Raw genomic sequence first — 14,970 nt, forward strand, 5'->3', positions numbered from 1 at the left:
GCGCCACCACCCCCTTCTCTTTGCGAGACCCACACCAGATGCGAGACGGATGGCGGAGATGAACGCCGAGGCGAACTCCCAGGCCAACGAGGACCGGCTGCGGCGGGCAATGGCCGCGGTCCTCCAGCTGAAGCAGCGCAACGCCGAGCTTCAGGAGCGGCTGCACGAACCGGCCGCGATCGTGGGCATGGCCGGCCGGCTGCCCGGCGGGGTGAGCACCCCGGAGGACTACTGGCGGCTGCTGGCCGAGGGCCGCGACGCCATCGGCCCGCTCCCGGCCCGCTGGGACGGGCTCGACCTGTACGACCCCGACCCCGGGGCCGTCGGCAAGAGCTACGCCAGGGAGGGTGGGTTCCTCGACGACCTGGAGCAGTTCGACGCCGACCTGTTCGGGATCTCGCCGCGCGAGGCGGTGTCGATGGACCCGCAGCAGCGGCTCGTCCTGGAGACCGGCTGGGAGGCGCTGGAGCGGTCCGGGATCCGCCCCGACGCCCTCGCCGGCAGCCGCACCGGCGTCTACCTGGGCTGCATGCGCTCCGACTACGACACCGGCAACGCCCCCCTCGGCGTGCTCGACGGCTATCAGGGCACCGGTATCTCCGGCAGCGTGGTCTCCGGCCGCCTCTCCTACGCGCTCGGTCTGCAGGGCCCGGCCCTGACCATCGACACGGCCTGCTCGTCCTCGCTGGTCGCGATCCACTCCGCGCTGGCCGCGCTGCGCACCGGGGAGTGCGATCTGGCGCTGGCCGGCGGGGTCACCGTGATGAGTTCGCCGGCGATGTTCGTCGAGTCCTCAAGGCTCGGCGCGATGGCGCCCGACGGGCGCTGCAAGAGCTTCGCGGCCGGTGCCGACGGCGCGATCTGGTCCGAGGGTGTCGGCATCCTCGCACTGAAGCGTCTTTCGGACGCGCGCCGCGACGGCGACCGGATCCTGGCCGTGGTGCGCGGCTCGGCCGTCAACCAGGACGGGCGCAGCCAGGGCCTGACCGCACCCAACGGGCCCGCCCAGCAGCGGGTCGTACGCGACGCGCTCGCCGCCGCCGGGCTCAACGCGGCGGACATCGACGCCGTCGACGCGCACGGCACCGGTACCCCGCTCGGCGACCCGATCGAGGCGGGCGCACTGGCCGAGGTCTTCGGACCGGGGCGGGACGCGGAAAGGCCCGTGTGGCTGGGGTCGTCGAAGTCCAACATCGGGCACACCCAGGCCGCCGCGGGCGTGGCCGGGGTGATGAAGATGGTGCTGGCCCTCCAGCACGAGACCCTGCCCCAGACCCTGCACGCCGACGAGCCGAGCCCGCACATCCCGTGGGAGAGCAGCGGGCTGGCCCTGCTGCGGGAGCCGCGGCCCTGGCCGCGCGGCGAACGCATCCGCCGGGCCGGTGTCTCCTCCTTCGGCATCAGCGGCACCAACGCCCATGTCGTCGTCGAGGAAGCGCCGCCCGCCGAACCCGCGGAGTCCACCGAGCCCGGTACGCCCGGTGTCGAGGCGGACGCGTATCCGCTGCTGCTGTCGGGCCACGGGCCGCAGGCGCTGCGCGACCAGGCCGCCCGCTGGGCCGGCTGGCTGGAGGAACACGGCACCACCACGCCCTGGCGCGACACCGTGCGCACCGCGGCCCTGACCCGCGCGCACCTGGAGAACCGTGCCTGCGTGCTGGCCGAGGGCCCGGCCGAGGCCGCCGAGGCGCTGCGCGCGCTCGCCGACGGCGCCGCGCACACCGCCGTCGTCACGGGCCTGGCCCAGGAGCGCGGCAAGCCCGTCTTCGTCTTCCCGGGACAGGGTTCGCAGTGGGTGGGGATGGGCCGTCAACTCCTCGCCGAGAGCGCGGAGTTCCGTGCCGCGGCCGAGGAGTGCGACGCCGCGCTGCGGCCGTGGACCGGCTGGTCCGTGCTGGACGTCCTGCGCGGAACCGCGGACGAGGAGCTGAACCTGGAGCGCATCGACGTGCTTCAGCCCGCCCTGTTCACGGTGATGATCGGCCTGGTCGCGGTCTGGCGCTCGCTCGGTGTCGAGCCCGCCGCGGTCGTCGGCTCCAGCCAGGGCGAGGTGCCCGCCGCGGTCGTGGCGGGCTCCCTGTCGCTGGTCGACGGCGCCCGGCTGACCGCGCTGCGCTCCCAGGGCCAGCTGCGCGAGTGCAGCGGCCGGGGCGCGATGGCGCTGGTGGAACTGCCGGTCGCCGAGGTGGAACAGCTGATCGCCCCCTACGGCGGCGCGCTGTCGATCGCCGTCGTCAACACCGAGGCGTCCGCGGTGGTCTCCGGCGACGTCGACGCCGTCGAGTCGCTGCTGGCCGGCCTGGAGGGCGGGGACGTCTTCAGCCGCCGTATCGCCTCCGACACCGCGGGGCACAGCGCGCACATCGACCCGATGCTGCCCTGGCTCGCCGAGGAACTCGCCGGGTTCCGGCCCGTCGACTCAGAGCTGCCGTTCTACTCGACCGTCACCGGCTCCGTACTGCCCGGCACCGCCCTGGACGGCAGCTACTGGTGCCGCAACGCGCGCGAGACCGTCCGCATGGACCGTGCCCTTGCCGCCCTGGTCGCCGACGGGTTCGACGTCTTCGTGGAGATCTCCCCGCACCCCGTGCTCGGCATGGCGCTGACCGGCGCGACCGCCGATGTGCAGGGCGCGGTGGCCGGCAGCCTGCGCCGCGGGCACGGCGGCCTGGGCCAGGTCCTCAGGTCTCTGGGCAGCCTGCACGCGCAGGGGTGCGCGGTGGACTGGGAGCGCATCCTCGGCACCCTGCCGCTCGAGCGCGCTGCCCAACTGCCCACGTACGCCTTCCAGCGTCGCCCGTACTGGACCGATGTCGTCGGCCGGTCCGCCGCCGTGGTCCGCACGACCGCCGGGGAGGAGACGGCCGCCGCGGCGCCGATGGCCGTCCTGCGCACCCGGCTCGCCGGCCTCGACGAGGCCGACCGCGCCGAGACCCTGACCCGGGCCGTGGCCGAAGAGGCGGCCGCCGTGCTCGGTGCCGCCGAACCGGTGCCGGCCGGCAAGCGCCTCCCCGAGCTCGGCCTCGACTCGATCATGGCGCTTCAGCTGCGCAACCGGCTCGCGGAACTTCTGGGCACCGCCCTGCCCACCAACCTCGCCTTCAAGCACCCCACCCCCCAGGACATCGCTCGGCATCTGCTGACCCTGGACCTCGACCTCGCCACCACCGCCCCGCCCCTGACGCGAGCCGAGCACCGCGACACGCACCCGGCGACCGAAGGACAGAAACGCCTGTGGTTCCTGGAGCAGATGGACCCGGGCAACCCCCGCTACAACAGTCCTCTCGTCCTGCGCCCCGCCCAGCTGCTCGATCCGGTCCGCCTCGCCGACGCCCTGCGTCAGGTGATGGACCGTCACGAGGCCCTGCGCACCGGCCTGGAGAGCCGTGACGGCGAGCTGGTGCAGGTCGTGCACGACACCTACGAGCTGCCGTTCGTGCACGAGGACCTCACCGGCGGCGGGATCGAGGAGCGGCTGCGACACGAGGAGCTCGCGCCCTTCGACCTGAGCGGCCGGAGCCTCCTGCGCTGCGCCCTGCTCGACACGTCCGACGGCCCGCTGCTGTGCCTGAATCTGCACCACGCCGTCACGGACGGCTGGTCGCTCACTTTGCTCACCAGGGAGTTGTACGACGCCTATCACGGCCGGGCCACCGACGCGGGGGACTTCCACCTCGGCGACTACGCGGCCTGGGAGCAACGCGCCCTCGCAGAAGGCCACTTCACGCCCGCCCTGGAGCGGTTCGGCGCCGAACTCGACGGCATGGGCCGTCTGGACCTCCCGCCCGCCACCGGCGGCACCGGCGGCACCGTGCCCTTCACCTTCCCCGCCGGCCTGCACGCCCGCCTGGAGGAGATCGCAGCCGACGCCTCGGTGACGCCGTACACCGTGTACGCGAGCGCGTTCGCGGTGCTGCTGGCGCGGACGACCGGGTCGTACGACTTCGCACTCGGCACGGTGTGGGCCAACCGCCAGCTGCCGGGCGTGGACCGCCTGTCCGGGTTCCTCGTCAACACGCTGCCACTGCGCGTGGACCTGACCGGCGAGCCGGCGTTCACCGACGCTCTGGCGGCGACGGCATCGCGGGTGCTGGGGCTGCTGGAGCGGCAGGACGTGCCGCTGACCGAGATCGTGAAGACCGCCGGCGGCACCCGCACCGGCGACGAGAACCCGCTGTTCCGGGCCCTGTTCAACTACCGGGCCTCCGACCTGCCGGTCCTCGGCGAGGGCGCCGATGCCTGGGTGCCCGCCGAGGACGGTGCCGTCGGCGGCGGTCCGCGCGGGGTCGCCAAGGCGGACGTCGGCCTCATCCTCGCCCCGGGCCGGGACGGCGGCATCCGCGGCGAACTGGAGTTCCTCACCGGCGTACTGGACCGCGAGTCGGCCGAGCGGCTGGTCGCCGGCCTGCACGCACTGCTCGTGGACATCGCCGCCGACGCCACCCGCCCGATCGCCGAGCTCACCGTCCTCGACACCGCAGAACTGGCGTGGCTGGAGGAGCACGGTGGCACCGCCGCCGAGGCCGTGACCGTGCCCGGCGCCCTGGAGCGCATCGTGGCGCGCTCCCGCACCGCCCCGGACGCGGTCGCACTCGTCGCGGACGGTACGACGATGACGTACCGCCAACTCCTGGCGTGCGCCTGGGCGATGGCCGGGCATCTGCGGACGGCCGGAGTCGGCCGGGAGAGCCTGGTCGGTATCCATCTGCCGCGCTCGGTCGACCTCGTGGTGGCTGTGCTGGCGACCTGGCTGGCCGGGGGCGCGTATGTGCCGCTGGACCCGGAGTACCCGAAGGCCCGGTTGGAGCATGTGATCTCCGACAGCGGGCTCGGGATCGTCGTCTCCACCCGGGACGGCGCCGGGGAGATCGCCGACGACCGTATCCAGGTGCTGCTCGCCGACGCGCTGCCCGCCGCCGACGAGACCACGCTTCCCGAGGACCTCGCCCTGCCCGGGCTGCGGGACCTGGCCTATGTGATCTACACCTCCGGGTCGACCGGGCTGCCCAAGGGGGTGCAGCTGGAGCACGCGCAGTTCGCGAACTTCTGCACGGCCATGGACGACCGTGTCGGCGGCGGCGCGGGCGACACCTGGCTGGCCGTGACGAGCCTGTCCTTCGACATCTCCACGCTGGAGCTGCTGTGGACGCTCACCCGTGGCTACCGCGTGGTCGTCGCCCAGGGCGGTCCGGCCTCCTGGGCGGGCTACCTGCCGTACGCGCCGACCCATCTGCAGTGCACCCCGTCGCTGGCGCGGATGCTGCTCGCGGACGCCGACGGACGAGCTCTGGTGCAGGGCCTGGAGCGGATGCTGGTCGGCGGCGAGGCCCTGGACCGAGGGCTGGCCCGCAAGCTGCTGAGGCTGTGCCCGCAGGTCATGAACATGTACGGGCCGACCGAGACCACGGTGTGGTCGGCGGCCTGGGACGCGCTGCCCGGTGAGGTCGCCCTCGGCGAACCCCTGGCCAACAACCGGCTGTACGTGCTGGACGCGGGCCGGCGGCGGGTGCCGCGCGGCACCCGGGGCGAGCTGTGGATCGGCGGACTCCAGGTGGCCCGCGGCTATCTCGACCGGCCCGAACTGAACGCCGAACGCTTCGTCGCCGACCCCTTCCTGCCCGGCGGGCGGATGTATCGCACCGGCGACGTGGTGCGCTACCGCGCCGACGGCAGCCTGGAGTTCTGCGGGCGCGTCGACACACAGATCAAGCTGCGCGGGCACCGCATCGAACTGGGCGAGATCGAAGCCGTCGCCACCGAGCACCCGGGCGTGACCGAGGCCGCCGCGGTGGTCCGCGAGGACATCCCCGGCGACCCCCGGCTGTGCCTGTACTACACCACCTCCCGCACAGTCGCCGACGAGGACGTGCGCCTGCTGCTCGCCGACCGGCTGCCCGCCTACATGGTCCCGGCCCGGCTCATACGCCAGGACGAACTTCCGCACACCCCGAACAAGAAGGTCGACCGCAACGCGCTGCTCGCCCTCGACGCCCCGCTCTCGCGAGCCGTGCCCGTCGCGGCGGGCGGCGACCACCTCGAGGAGCTGATCACCGGGGCCTGGGCGGAGGTGCTGGGCAGCGACCGCATCGACCCCGACAAGGGCATCTTCGAGCTCGGCGCCACCTCCATGACGGCCCTTCAGGCCCACAAGATCATCTGTGCGGGCCTGGGCCGCGAGTTCCCGCTGTCCACCCTCTTCCGCTACCCGACCGTGCGCGGACTGGCCGGGTTCCTGCGCGACGGCTCGCCCACCACCCTCGTACGCCAGGAGGCCGCCGCCCGGCGCGAACGCAACGGCGAGGACGCGGTCGCGATCGTCGGCATGGCCTGCAAGCTGCCCGGCGCACCCGACCTGGACGCCTTCTGGCACAACCTGCGCGGCGGAGTGGAGTCCATCACCCGCTTCACCGACGACGAACTGCGCGCGACCGGCGCCACCGAGGAGGAACTCGCCGACCCGGACTATGTGCGCGCCCGCGGCCTCGTCGACGACCCCGACCTGTTCGACGCCGCGTTCTTCGACTACTCGCCCGCCGAGGCGCTGGTCATGGACCCCCAGCACCGGCTGTTCCTGGAGTGCGCCTGGCAGGCCCTTGAGCACTCCGGCATCGTGCCGCGCGCCTTCGACGGCAAGGTCGCCGTCTTCGGCGGCACCGGATTCGGCGGCTACCCGCAGCAGCCCGCCGAGGACCTGTCGTCCTTCTACCGCTCGATGATCGGCGGCAAGAGCGACTACCTCGCCACCCGGGTCGCGCACAAGCTCGACCTGCGAGGCCCCGCCCTGACCGTGCAGACCGCCTGCTCCACCGGCCTGGTCGCCGCCCACCTGGCCCGCGAGAGCCTGCTGCGCGGCGAGTGCGACGTCGCCCTCGTCGGCGCGTCCTCGCTGACCATCCCGCTCAAGCAGGGCTTCGTGCACCAGGAAGGCCTGGTCGTCTCGCCCGACGGCAAGTGCCGGGCCTTCGACGAGAAGGGCGCCGGGACCGTCTTCGGCAGCGGCGCGGGCATCCTCGCGCTGCGCCGGCTCTCCGACGCGATCGAGGCCGGGGACACCGTGTACGCGGTGCTGCGCGGCAGCGCCGTCAACAACGACGGCGCCGACAAGGCAGGCTTCACCGCGCCAAGCGTCCAGGGCCAGGCCCTGGTCATCGCCGAGGCGCAGGCCGTGGCCGGCGTCGACGCCGCGTCCATCGGGTTCGTCGAGGCGCACGGCACGGCCACCGCGCTCGGCGACCCGATCGAGGTGCAGGCACTGCAGCAGGTGTTCGGCGCCGCCGAGCGCGAGGAACCCTGCGCGATCGGCTCCGTGAAGACCAACATCGGGCACGCGGACGCCACCGCGGGCGTCGCCGGGCTGATCAAGGCCGCGCTCGTGGTGCACCACGGGGAGCTGGTGCCGAGCCTCAACTTCGAGCACCCCAACCCCGAGATGGGCATGGACCCGAGCCTCTTCCACGTCAACACCGAGACCCAGCCCTGGCAGCAGGAGGACGGGCCACGGCGGGCCGGGGTGTCCTCGTTCGGGATCGGCGGCACCAACGCCCATGTGATCCTCGAACAGGCCCCCGAGCGGCACGAACAGGCCCCGGCCGAGGGCGCTCTGCCGGTGGTGCTGTCCGCGCGGGACGACACCGCGCTGCGCGAGCAGGCCGCCCGCTGGGCCGACTGGCTGCAGCGCAACCCCTCCGCCGCGCTGCGCGACGTCGCTGTCACCGTCGCCACCCGGCGTACCCACTTCGCCCACCGGGCCGCCGTCGCCGCGGCGGACGTGCCGGAGCTGGTGCAGGCGCTGACCGCGCTCGCCGAGGGCCGCTCGCACGCCGCGCTGACCGAGGCCACGGCTCGTGCGCGGGGCCGCACCGTGTTCGTCTTCCCCGGGCAGGGCGCCCAGTGGGACGGCATGGCACGTCGACTGCTGGCCGAATCCCCGGCGTTCGCCGAGAAGGTGGGGGAGTGCGACGCCGCGTTCGCGGAGCTGACCGGCTGGTCGGTCACCGACGTCCTGCTCGGCCGGGCCGCCCCCGAGCTGACCCTGGACCGCCTGGACGTGAACCAGCCGGTCATGTTCACCATGTACGTCTCCCTCGCCGCGGCCTGGTGCGAACTGGGCGTGGAACCGGCCGCGGTGGTCGGTCACTCGCAGGGCGAGGTGGCCGCCGCGGTCGTCGCGGGGGCGCTCACCCTCGCCGAGGGCGCGCGGATCATCGCCGTCCGCAGCCGCGCGCTGCAGGGTGTCGCCGGGGTCGGTGCGATGGCCGTCGTGGAACTGCCGCTGGAGCAGGTGCGCGAACGGATCGCCCCGTACGGCGGGACCGTGTCCGTCGCCGCCGTGAACACCCCGTCGTCGGTGGCCCTCTCGGGCTCCGCCGAGTCGATCGAGGACCTCCTCTTCGCACTGGACGACGACGATGTGGTCTGCGGCAAGCTGGAGGCACCGGTCGCCTCCCACAGCCACCACATGGACGCCCTGCTGCCCGCGCTGGAGGCCGAACTGGCCGGCCTGGCCCCGCAGTCGGGGACCGTCCCGTTCTTCTCGACCGTGACCGGCGCCCTGCTGGACGGCGCCGCCCTGGACGCCGGCTACTGGTCCCGCAACCTGCGCGAACCGGTCCGCCTGGACCTCGCTCAGCAGGAGCTGCTCCAGTCCGGACACGATGTGTTCGTCGAGGTCGGCCCGCACCCGGTGCTGGCGATGGCGCTGACCGAGGGCGGCGGCGAGCGGGCCGTCGTGGCCGGCACACTGCGCCGGGGCCACGGCGAACGCTCCGAACTCCTGCGCGCCCTGGGCGTGCTGCACACCCACGGCCACGCGGTCGACTGGACGCGGGCCCTGCCCGAGGGCCGGGTCGTGCCCCTGCCGACGTACGCCTTCCAACGGCAGAGCTACTGGATCGAGGAGCCGCGCGCCGCCCGGGACGCCGGCGTGGACCGCGCGTTCTGGGAAGCGGTCGGCGACGCCGAGCCCGCTCGCATCGCCGAGCTGCTGGCCGCGCCCGAGCAACTGCACGACAGCATCGAGGAGTTGCTGCCGCTGCTGAACGCCTGGTGGCGGAGGCAGGGGGCGGACGAGAAGGTCGCGGGATGGCTGTACGAGGACACCTGGGAGCCGGTGGCTCCGGCGGGCTCCGCTGCCCCCGGCACCGTCGTCCTGGTCACCTCCCACGGCGAGGAGGACGCTGCCGATGCGCTGACGGAGGCCCTGCGTGCCGCCGGTACCCGGACGGTTCACCGTGTCCCCGGCACCACGGACCGCGCGGCCGCCGCCGAGGCGCTCGCCGCGCTGCCCGAGTCGCCGGACGCGATCCTCACCCTCGCCTCCCTCGACACCACCACCGGGCCCGGCGGCACCACCCGCGGTCTGCTCGCCGTCCTGGCGCTGCTTCAGGCCCTCGGTGAACTCCAACTCGCCGCTCCGGCCTGGGCGTTGACCCGAGGTGCGGTCGCGGTGGACGCGGCCGACGGTGCCCCCGACCCCGCCGCCGCGCTGGTCACCGGGCTGGGCCGGGTGGCCGGCCTGGAGGACCCGCTGCGCTGGGGCGGCACCCTCGACCTCGCGACCCTGCCGTATGAGGGCTGGGCCGGACAGGTCGTGGCCGCCCTCGCGAGCGGCGACCACGAGGACCAGGGCGCGCTGCGCGCGGACGGCCGTTTCGTACGACGGCTGCGGCGCACCGCGCCCCGCGCGGCCGGGGAGTGGACCACTCGCGGCACCGCCCTGATCACCGGCGGCCGGGGCGCCCTCGGCCTGCACCTGGCACGCAGGCTCGCCGAACGCGGTGCGCAGCACATCGTGCTGGCTTCGCGGCGCGCGGGCGCCTCCGACGACACCGAGCAAATCGCCGCTGAACTGGCCGAACGGGGCGTGCAGTTGACCCTGGCGGCCGGTGACGTCACCGATCGCGAGCAGGTCGCCGCGCTGGTCGCGCAGTGCGCGGCAGACACCGAACGGCCGCTGACCGTGGTGGCCCACCTCGCCGGGGTCTCCCGTATGGCCGCGCTCGCCGATCTCACCCCTGAGGCGGCCGCCGACGAGATCGCCGCCAAGGTGCTGGGCGCCCGGAACCTCGACGAGGCGCTGGACGGGTACGACCTCGACGCCTTCCTGCTCTACGGCAGCGGCGCCAGCCTCTGGGGCGGCGCCGGTCAGGCCGCCTACGGTGCCGCCAACACCGCCCTCGACGCCCTCGCCCGACAGCGTCACGCCCGCGGGCTGCCCGCCACCGTGCTGCACTGGGGCGGCTGGGCCGGCGGCGGCATGGTGTCCGCCGAGGCCGAGAAGGCGGCCCGCTCGCGCGGCCTGCGCTCCATGCCGCCTGCCCGCGCCCTCGACGCCCTCGACCTGGCGCTGCGCGCGGGAAGCGTGGCACTCGGCGTCGCCGACATCGACTGGACGGCGTTCGCGCCCGCCTACCGCTCCGCCCGCCCGCGCCCGCTGCTCGACGGCATCGACGAGGCGCGCCCGGAGCCGGAGCAGGAGACAGCCGGGGACGCCGAGGCCGGTCGCGCCCTGCGGAACCGGCTGACCGGACTCGACGAGGGCCAACGACTGGACGCCGTAACGGATCTGGTCAAGGACGAGATCGCCGCCGTGCTCGGCCTCACGGCCGCCGACGTGCCCGGCGAGCAGCCGCTGCCGCAGCTCGGCCTGGACTCTCTGATGGCCGTCACCCTGCGCAACCAGCTCATCCGCCGCACCGGCCTGCCGGTCACCACCGAGCTGATCCTCAAGCACGCCCACTGCGCGGGCATCGCCGGCCGGCTCCTACAGGACCTGCAAGGCGTCGAGGACACCGCCCCGGCCGGTCCCGGTCCCTGGCTGCGGGTCCTCAAGCCCGCCGAGCAGCCCCGCGCACGCGTCGTGTGCGTGGCCGGCATGGGCGGCACCACCGGCGGCCACCTCCCGCTGGTGCCCCATCTGCCCGACGACGTCGAACTGGTCGGCGTCCAGCTGCCCGGCCGTGAGGCCCGGGCCGGCGAAGCCGCCATGACCGACATGATGGCCGTCGCCGACCAGGTCGTCGCCGCCCTCGCCCCCGTGCTCGACGCACCCCTCGTGCTCTACGGGCACAGCCAGGGCTCATGGTTGTGCTGGGAGGTCGCCCACCGCCTCGCCCACCGCCCCGGCGTGCCGCCGCTGGCCCTCGTCGCCGCGTGCGCGCTGCCGCCGCTGGCCGCGCCGACCCCCGGCCTGACCCGGCTCGCCGAACTCACCGCGGACGGCGACTTCGACGCCGTGACCCTCGGTGAACTCGCCGACATCTTCCGGGGGTTGCTGCCCGACCAGATCCTCGACAGCGAGGAACTCCTCGCCGAGTACGTCGACCGGCTGCGCGCCGACACCCGGCTCGCAGACAGCCACCGCGGCGTCCTGCGCGGCGTCACCCGGCCCCCGCTGCGGGTGCCCGTCGTCGCCGTCGAGGGCAGCGACGACCCGGTGCTGCCCGCCGGGGCCATGCAGGTGTGGCAGGAGCTGACCGACGGCCCCTTCACCCGCACCGGCATCGACGGCACCCACGCCGCGCCCATCGTCAACGCACCGGCGATGGCGGACCGGCTCACCGACGTGATCAGGCTCATCACAACCGTGGAGGAACCCCATGCCTGAGACAGTCCGCCCCGACGGGGCGCGGATCCACTACGAAGTGCACGGGGAGGGCTTCCCCGTGCTGCTCCTGGCGGACGGCCCGGCCGGCGGCGACAGTGCCGGCTGGGAGGAGAACTTCTACCACCCGGTCGCCGAACTCGCCGCCCGCTTCCGGGTCATCACCGTTGACCTGCGGCACACCGGCCGCTCGTCCGCCGCCCCCTTCGCGCCCTTCTCCTACCCGGAGCACGCCGCCGACCTGGTCGCCGTCCTCGACGACGCCGGCGCCGCCGAGGCCCATGTGGTCGCCGCGGGCACCGGCACCGCCGTCGCCTGGCGGCTCGCCCACGACGCCCCCGCCCGGGTGCGCTCCGTGGTCGCCGAGCGACCCGTCGGCCTCGACGGCACCAACACCCCCGGCGACTTCCTCGGCACCTACGACGAGCCCATGCGGCACGCCCGCGCCGAGGGCATCGCCGGCGTCATCGCCGCCGCCGAGCCGGACGGCGACTTCGCCCGCAACCCGGGCGCCGGTCCCTACGCGGCGCGGCTCGCCGCCGACCCGGCGTTCCGCGAGGAGCTCACGGCGCTGCGCCGCGAGCGCTACATCGTCGCCCTCGTCCGCTTCCGCGACGGCATCTGGCCCGCCGGCTCGCCGTACTTCTCCGTGCCCGAACAGTGGCCGGCGAGCCTCGGGAGTCCGCTGCTGATCCTGTCCGGCTCCGACCCGCTGCACCCGGAGGGCCTGGCCAAACGCCTCGCCGACGAGGTGCCCGGCGCCCGGATCCTGGACGCCGGCCACGCCGGCGCCGACCGTCGCGAAGCCACCGTGGCGACGATCGCCTCCTTCCTGAACGAGCACACGCCGGAGCCTGAGGACCGATGACCATGCTCACGACCGACACCCTCGACATCACCGACGAGACCGCCTACAGCACCCGCGGCGGCTACCCGTACGACGAGTTCGACCTGCTGCGCCGCGAGTCACCGGTGTTCTGGTACCGGCGGCCCGGCTTCGAGCCGTTCTGGGTGCTGACCCGGCACGAGGACATCGCCTGGGTCTCCCGCAACCCGAAGATCTTCTCCAGCGCCCAGCGGGTCACCCTCGACACCCCCGAGGCCGTCGACATGTTCGAGATCCAGCTCGAACAGCGTGCCCAGATGTTCGGGCACGGCCCCGACCTGCCGCCGGCGCTGTCGTACATGGACTCGCCCGGCCACCGCCATCTGCGCCAGGTGATGGCCCCCTGCTTCACCCCGAAGGCCATCGCCGAACTGGAGGAGCGCTTCCACGAGCTCGCCCGTGGATACGTCGCCGAGTTCGCCGCCCGGCTCGACGAGCGCGGCGAGGCCGACGTGGCCCGCCATCTGTCCGCCCGGCTGCCGGTCGCGGCGATCTGCGAGCTGGTCGGCGCCCCGCTGAAGGACTGGGACGACATCTTCGAGTGGACGGAGGGCACCACCGGTGCCGCCGACCCGGAGAACCAGCGCGACGGCGAGGACGCCGAGGCCACCTTCGCCCGCAACATGACCGCCCTCAACGGCTATGTGGCGAACCTGGTGCAGGAGCGCATGGCGCAGATCGACGGCGCCGGCACGGACGTCCTCAGCCGGCTCGCCCAGGCCCGCATCGACGGCGAACCGCTGGCCTTCCACGAGATCCTGTACACCGTCTTCAACCTGCTCGTCGCGGGTATCGGCACCACCCGCAACGCCACCACCGGCGGCATCCAGGCCCTGCTGGACCACCCGGAGGAACTGCGCAAGCTCATCGACGACCCCTCGCTCGCAGACAGCGCGGCGGAGGAGATCCTGCGCTGGACGTCCATCGCGGTCAACTTCGTGCGCACCGCACGCCAGGACACCGAGATCGGCGGGCAGCGCATCCGCAAGGGCGAGACCGTCGCCATGTGGTACCCGGCGGGCAACCACGACGAGTCCGTCTTCGACGACCCCTACCGCTTCGACATCACCCGCGACGCGCGCGCCCACGTGGCCTTCGGCGGCCACGGCGAGCACATCTGCCTCGGCGCCCACCTCGCCCGGCTCGAACTGCGGGCCGTCCTACGGGCGGTGGCCCCCCTCCTCGCCGGACTGGAGGTCGTGCGGCGGCCCGAGTTCGGCGTCCTGCACCTCCAGGCCGCCGAGATCAAGCGGCTTGTCGTACGACGCAAGGAGAACTGAGCATGGCGGACAACCAGCGGCCGATCCCCACCTCGCTGCAGGGATTCGCCGACGGCGACGAATCCGACCTCAATGTGGTGGCGCCCTGGACCGGCCCGGCCGTGGACCCGGAAACGGGAATGCTGCGGGAACCCATTCGCGGCCGTCATCTCATCGCGACCTCGGTCGGCTGGCCGAAACCGGGACACGAACCGGTGGCCATCCAGCTGAACGAGGCCATTCTCAAGGAACTCTATGTGCGGCCCGGCCTGCTCGCCGTATGCCTGGGCATATCCGAGAACAATTTCAACAGCACACGGAGTCTCAGTATCTGGGAGGACATGGCGGCGCTGAGCGGTTTCATGAAGTCGAAACCGCATCTGGCCGCGGCGCGCCGCGTGAAAGAGCTCATGTTCGACTGGGAAGGCTGCCACTGGGAATCCGAGGAGACCGCGGAGCTGCCCGATTTCGACGAGGCACGGGACCGGCTCGCGGCAATACGGGATCCCGGTACCAGCGCATTCGCGTCGCCCGGTCTGTGAAGCGGCAGAAATAAGCTCGAGAACCGCTCGAGAATCCCTTGAGGGATGCTTGAGGACTCATTGTCACGATGCCTGCAAGAAGTTGACCACGACACCGAGGAGTCCGGCACATGACCGCGACCATCGAGGCGGCCCCGCAGTCCCTCACCGACCACCTCCTGCACAGCTACGACCTCGCGCACGGCATGGTCCTGCAGCTCGCCGAGGACTTCGACGACGCCACCGCCCGTCTCGCGCCGGCCCCGCACAAGCCGCTGGTGTGGTTCCTCGGCCATCTGACCTGCGCCACGGACTACTTCTCCACCCTGCACCAGGGCACCCAGTCCCTGGTCACCGAGGAGTTCTCGCTCCGCTACGCCGGCAACGACGACCAGGACTGGTCCATCGGCCCCTCGCTCGAGGAGATGATCGACCTCTACCGGGCCGTGCACGCACGCATGCGTGAGTTCGTGGCCGGGCTGACCCCGGCCGACCTGGACGAGGAATCCCCCCTCGAGCCCGTCGGCGACGACCGGCTCAAGAATCTTGGAAAGGCCCTGTCGATCATTCAGATGCACGACGCCTATCACTGCGGGCAGGTCGGCTGCCTGCGCGTGGCCCTGGGCAAGCACGTTCCTTTCTAGACCGCTCCGTGCCGGGCGCTGCTACGGTGAGGAAGGATTTCACCCGCAGCGTTCGGCG

At 73.2% G+C, this 14,970-nt stretch carries 5 protein-coding genes; all 5 read left to right on the plus strand.

Annotation, left to right across the window (positions count from 1 at the left end; all coding sequences use genetic code 11):
- Positions 1 to 49 precede the first annotated feature (49 nt).
- The 5 genes from ACIHFB_RS43700 (at position 50) to ACIHFB_RS43720 (ending at position 14,912) form a co-directional block, all read left to right on the plus strand.
- Entirely contained in the window at positions 50 to 11,605 is an 11,556-nt protein-coding gene (locus ACIHFB_RS43700; RefSeq protein ID WP_400129768.1) for an amino acid adenylation domain-containing protein, read from the plus strand.
- Complete coding sequence (locus ACIHFB_RS43705; RefSeq protein WP_365287545.1) at positions 11,598 to 12,470, plus strand: alpha/beta hydrolase; 873 nt, start codon at positions 11,598 to 11,600, stop codon at positions 12,468 to 12,470. Before ACIHFB_RS43700 ends, ACIHFB_RS43705 begins: the two co-directional genes overlap by 8 nt.
- A gap of 2 nt (positions 12,471 to 12,472) precedes the next feature.
- A complete protein-coding gene (locus tag ACIHFB_RS43710; protein WP_365287543.1) occupies positions 12,473 to 13,768 on the plus strand; it encodes a cytochrome P450 in 1,296 nt (431 codons plus the stop codon).
- Positions 13,769 to 13,770: 2 nt separating this feature from the next.
- Complete coding sequence (locus ACIHFB_RS43715) at positions 13,771 to 14,289, plus strand: DUF3291 domain-containing protein (protein ID WP_365287541.1); 519 nt, start codon at positions 13,771 to 13,773, stop codon at positions 14,287 to 14,289.
- A 110-nt stretch (positions 14,290 to 14,399) separates the two neighbouring features.
- Complete coding sequence (locus ACIHFB_RS43720; protein WP_400129769.1) at positions 14,400 to 14,912, plus strand: DinB family protein; 513 nt, start codon at positions 14,400 to 14,402, stop codon at positions 14,910 to 14,912.
- Positions 14,913 to 14,970: the final 58 nt, after the last annotated feature.

The organism is Streptomyces sp. NPDC051963 (assembly GCF_044593495.1).
GTDB lineage: Bacteria > Actinomycetota > Actinomycetes > Streptomycetales > Streptomycetaceae > Streptomyces.

Coding starts and splice junctions, on each gene's coding strand:
- ACIHFB_RS43700 (WP_400129768.1), top strand. CDS start 50: ATGGCGGAGATGAACGCCGAGGCGAACTCCCAGGCCAACGAGGACCGG.
- ACIHFB_RS43705 (WP_365287545.1), top strand. CDS start 11,598: ATGCCTGAGACAGTCCGCCCCGACGGGGCGCGGATCCACTACGAAGTG.
- ACIHFB_RS43710 (WP_365287543.1), top strand. CDS start 12,473: ATGCTCACGACCGACACCCTCGACATCACCGACGAGACCGCCTACAGC.
- ACIHFB_RS43715 (WP_365287541.1), top strand. CDS start 13,771: ATGGCGGACAACCAGCGGCCGATCCCCACCTCGCTGCAGGGATTCGCC.
- ACIHFB_RS43720 (WP_400129769.1), top strand. CDS start 14,400: ATGACCGCGACCATCGAGGCGGCCCCGCAGTCCCTCACCGACCACCTC.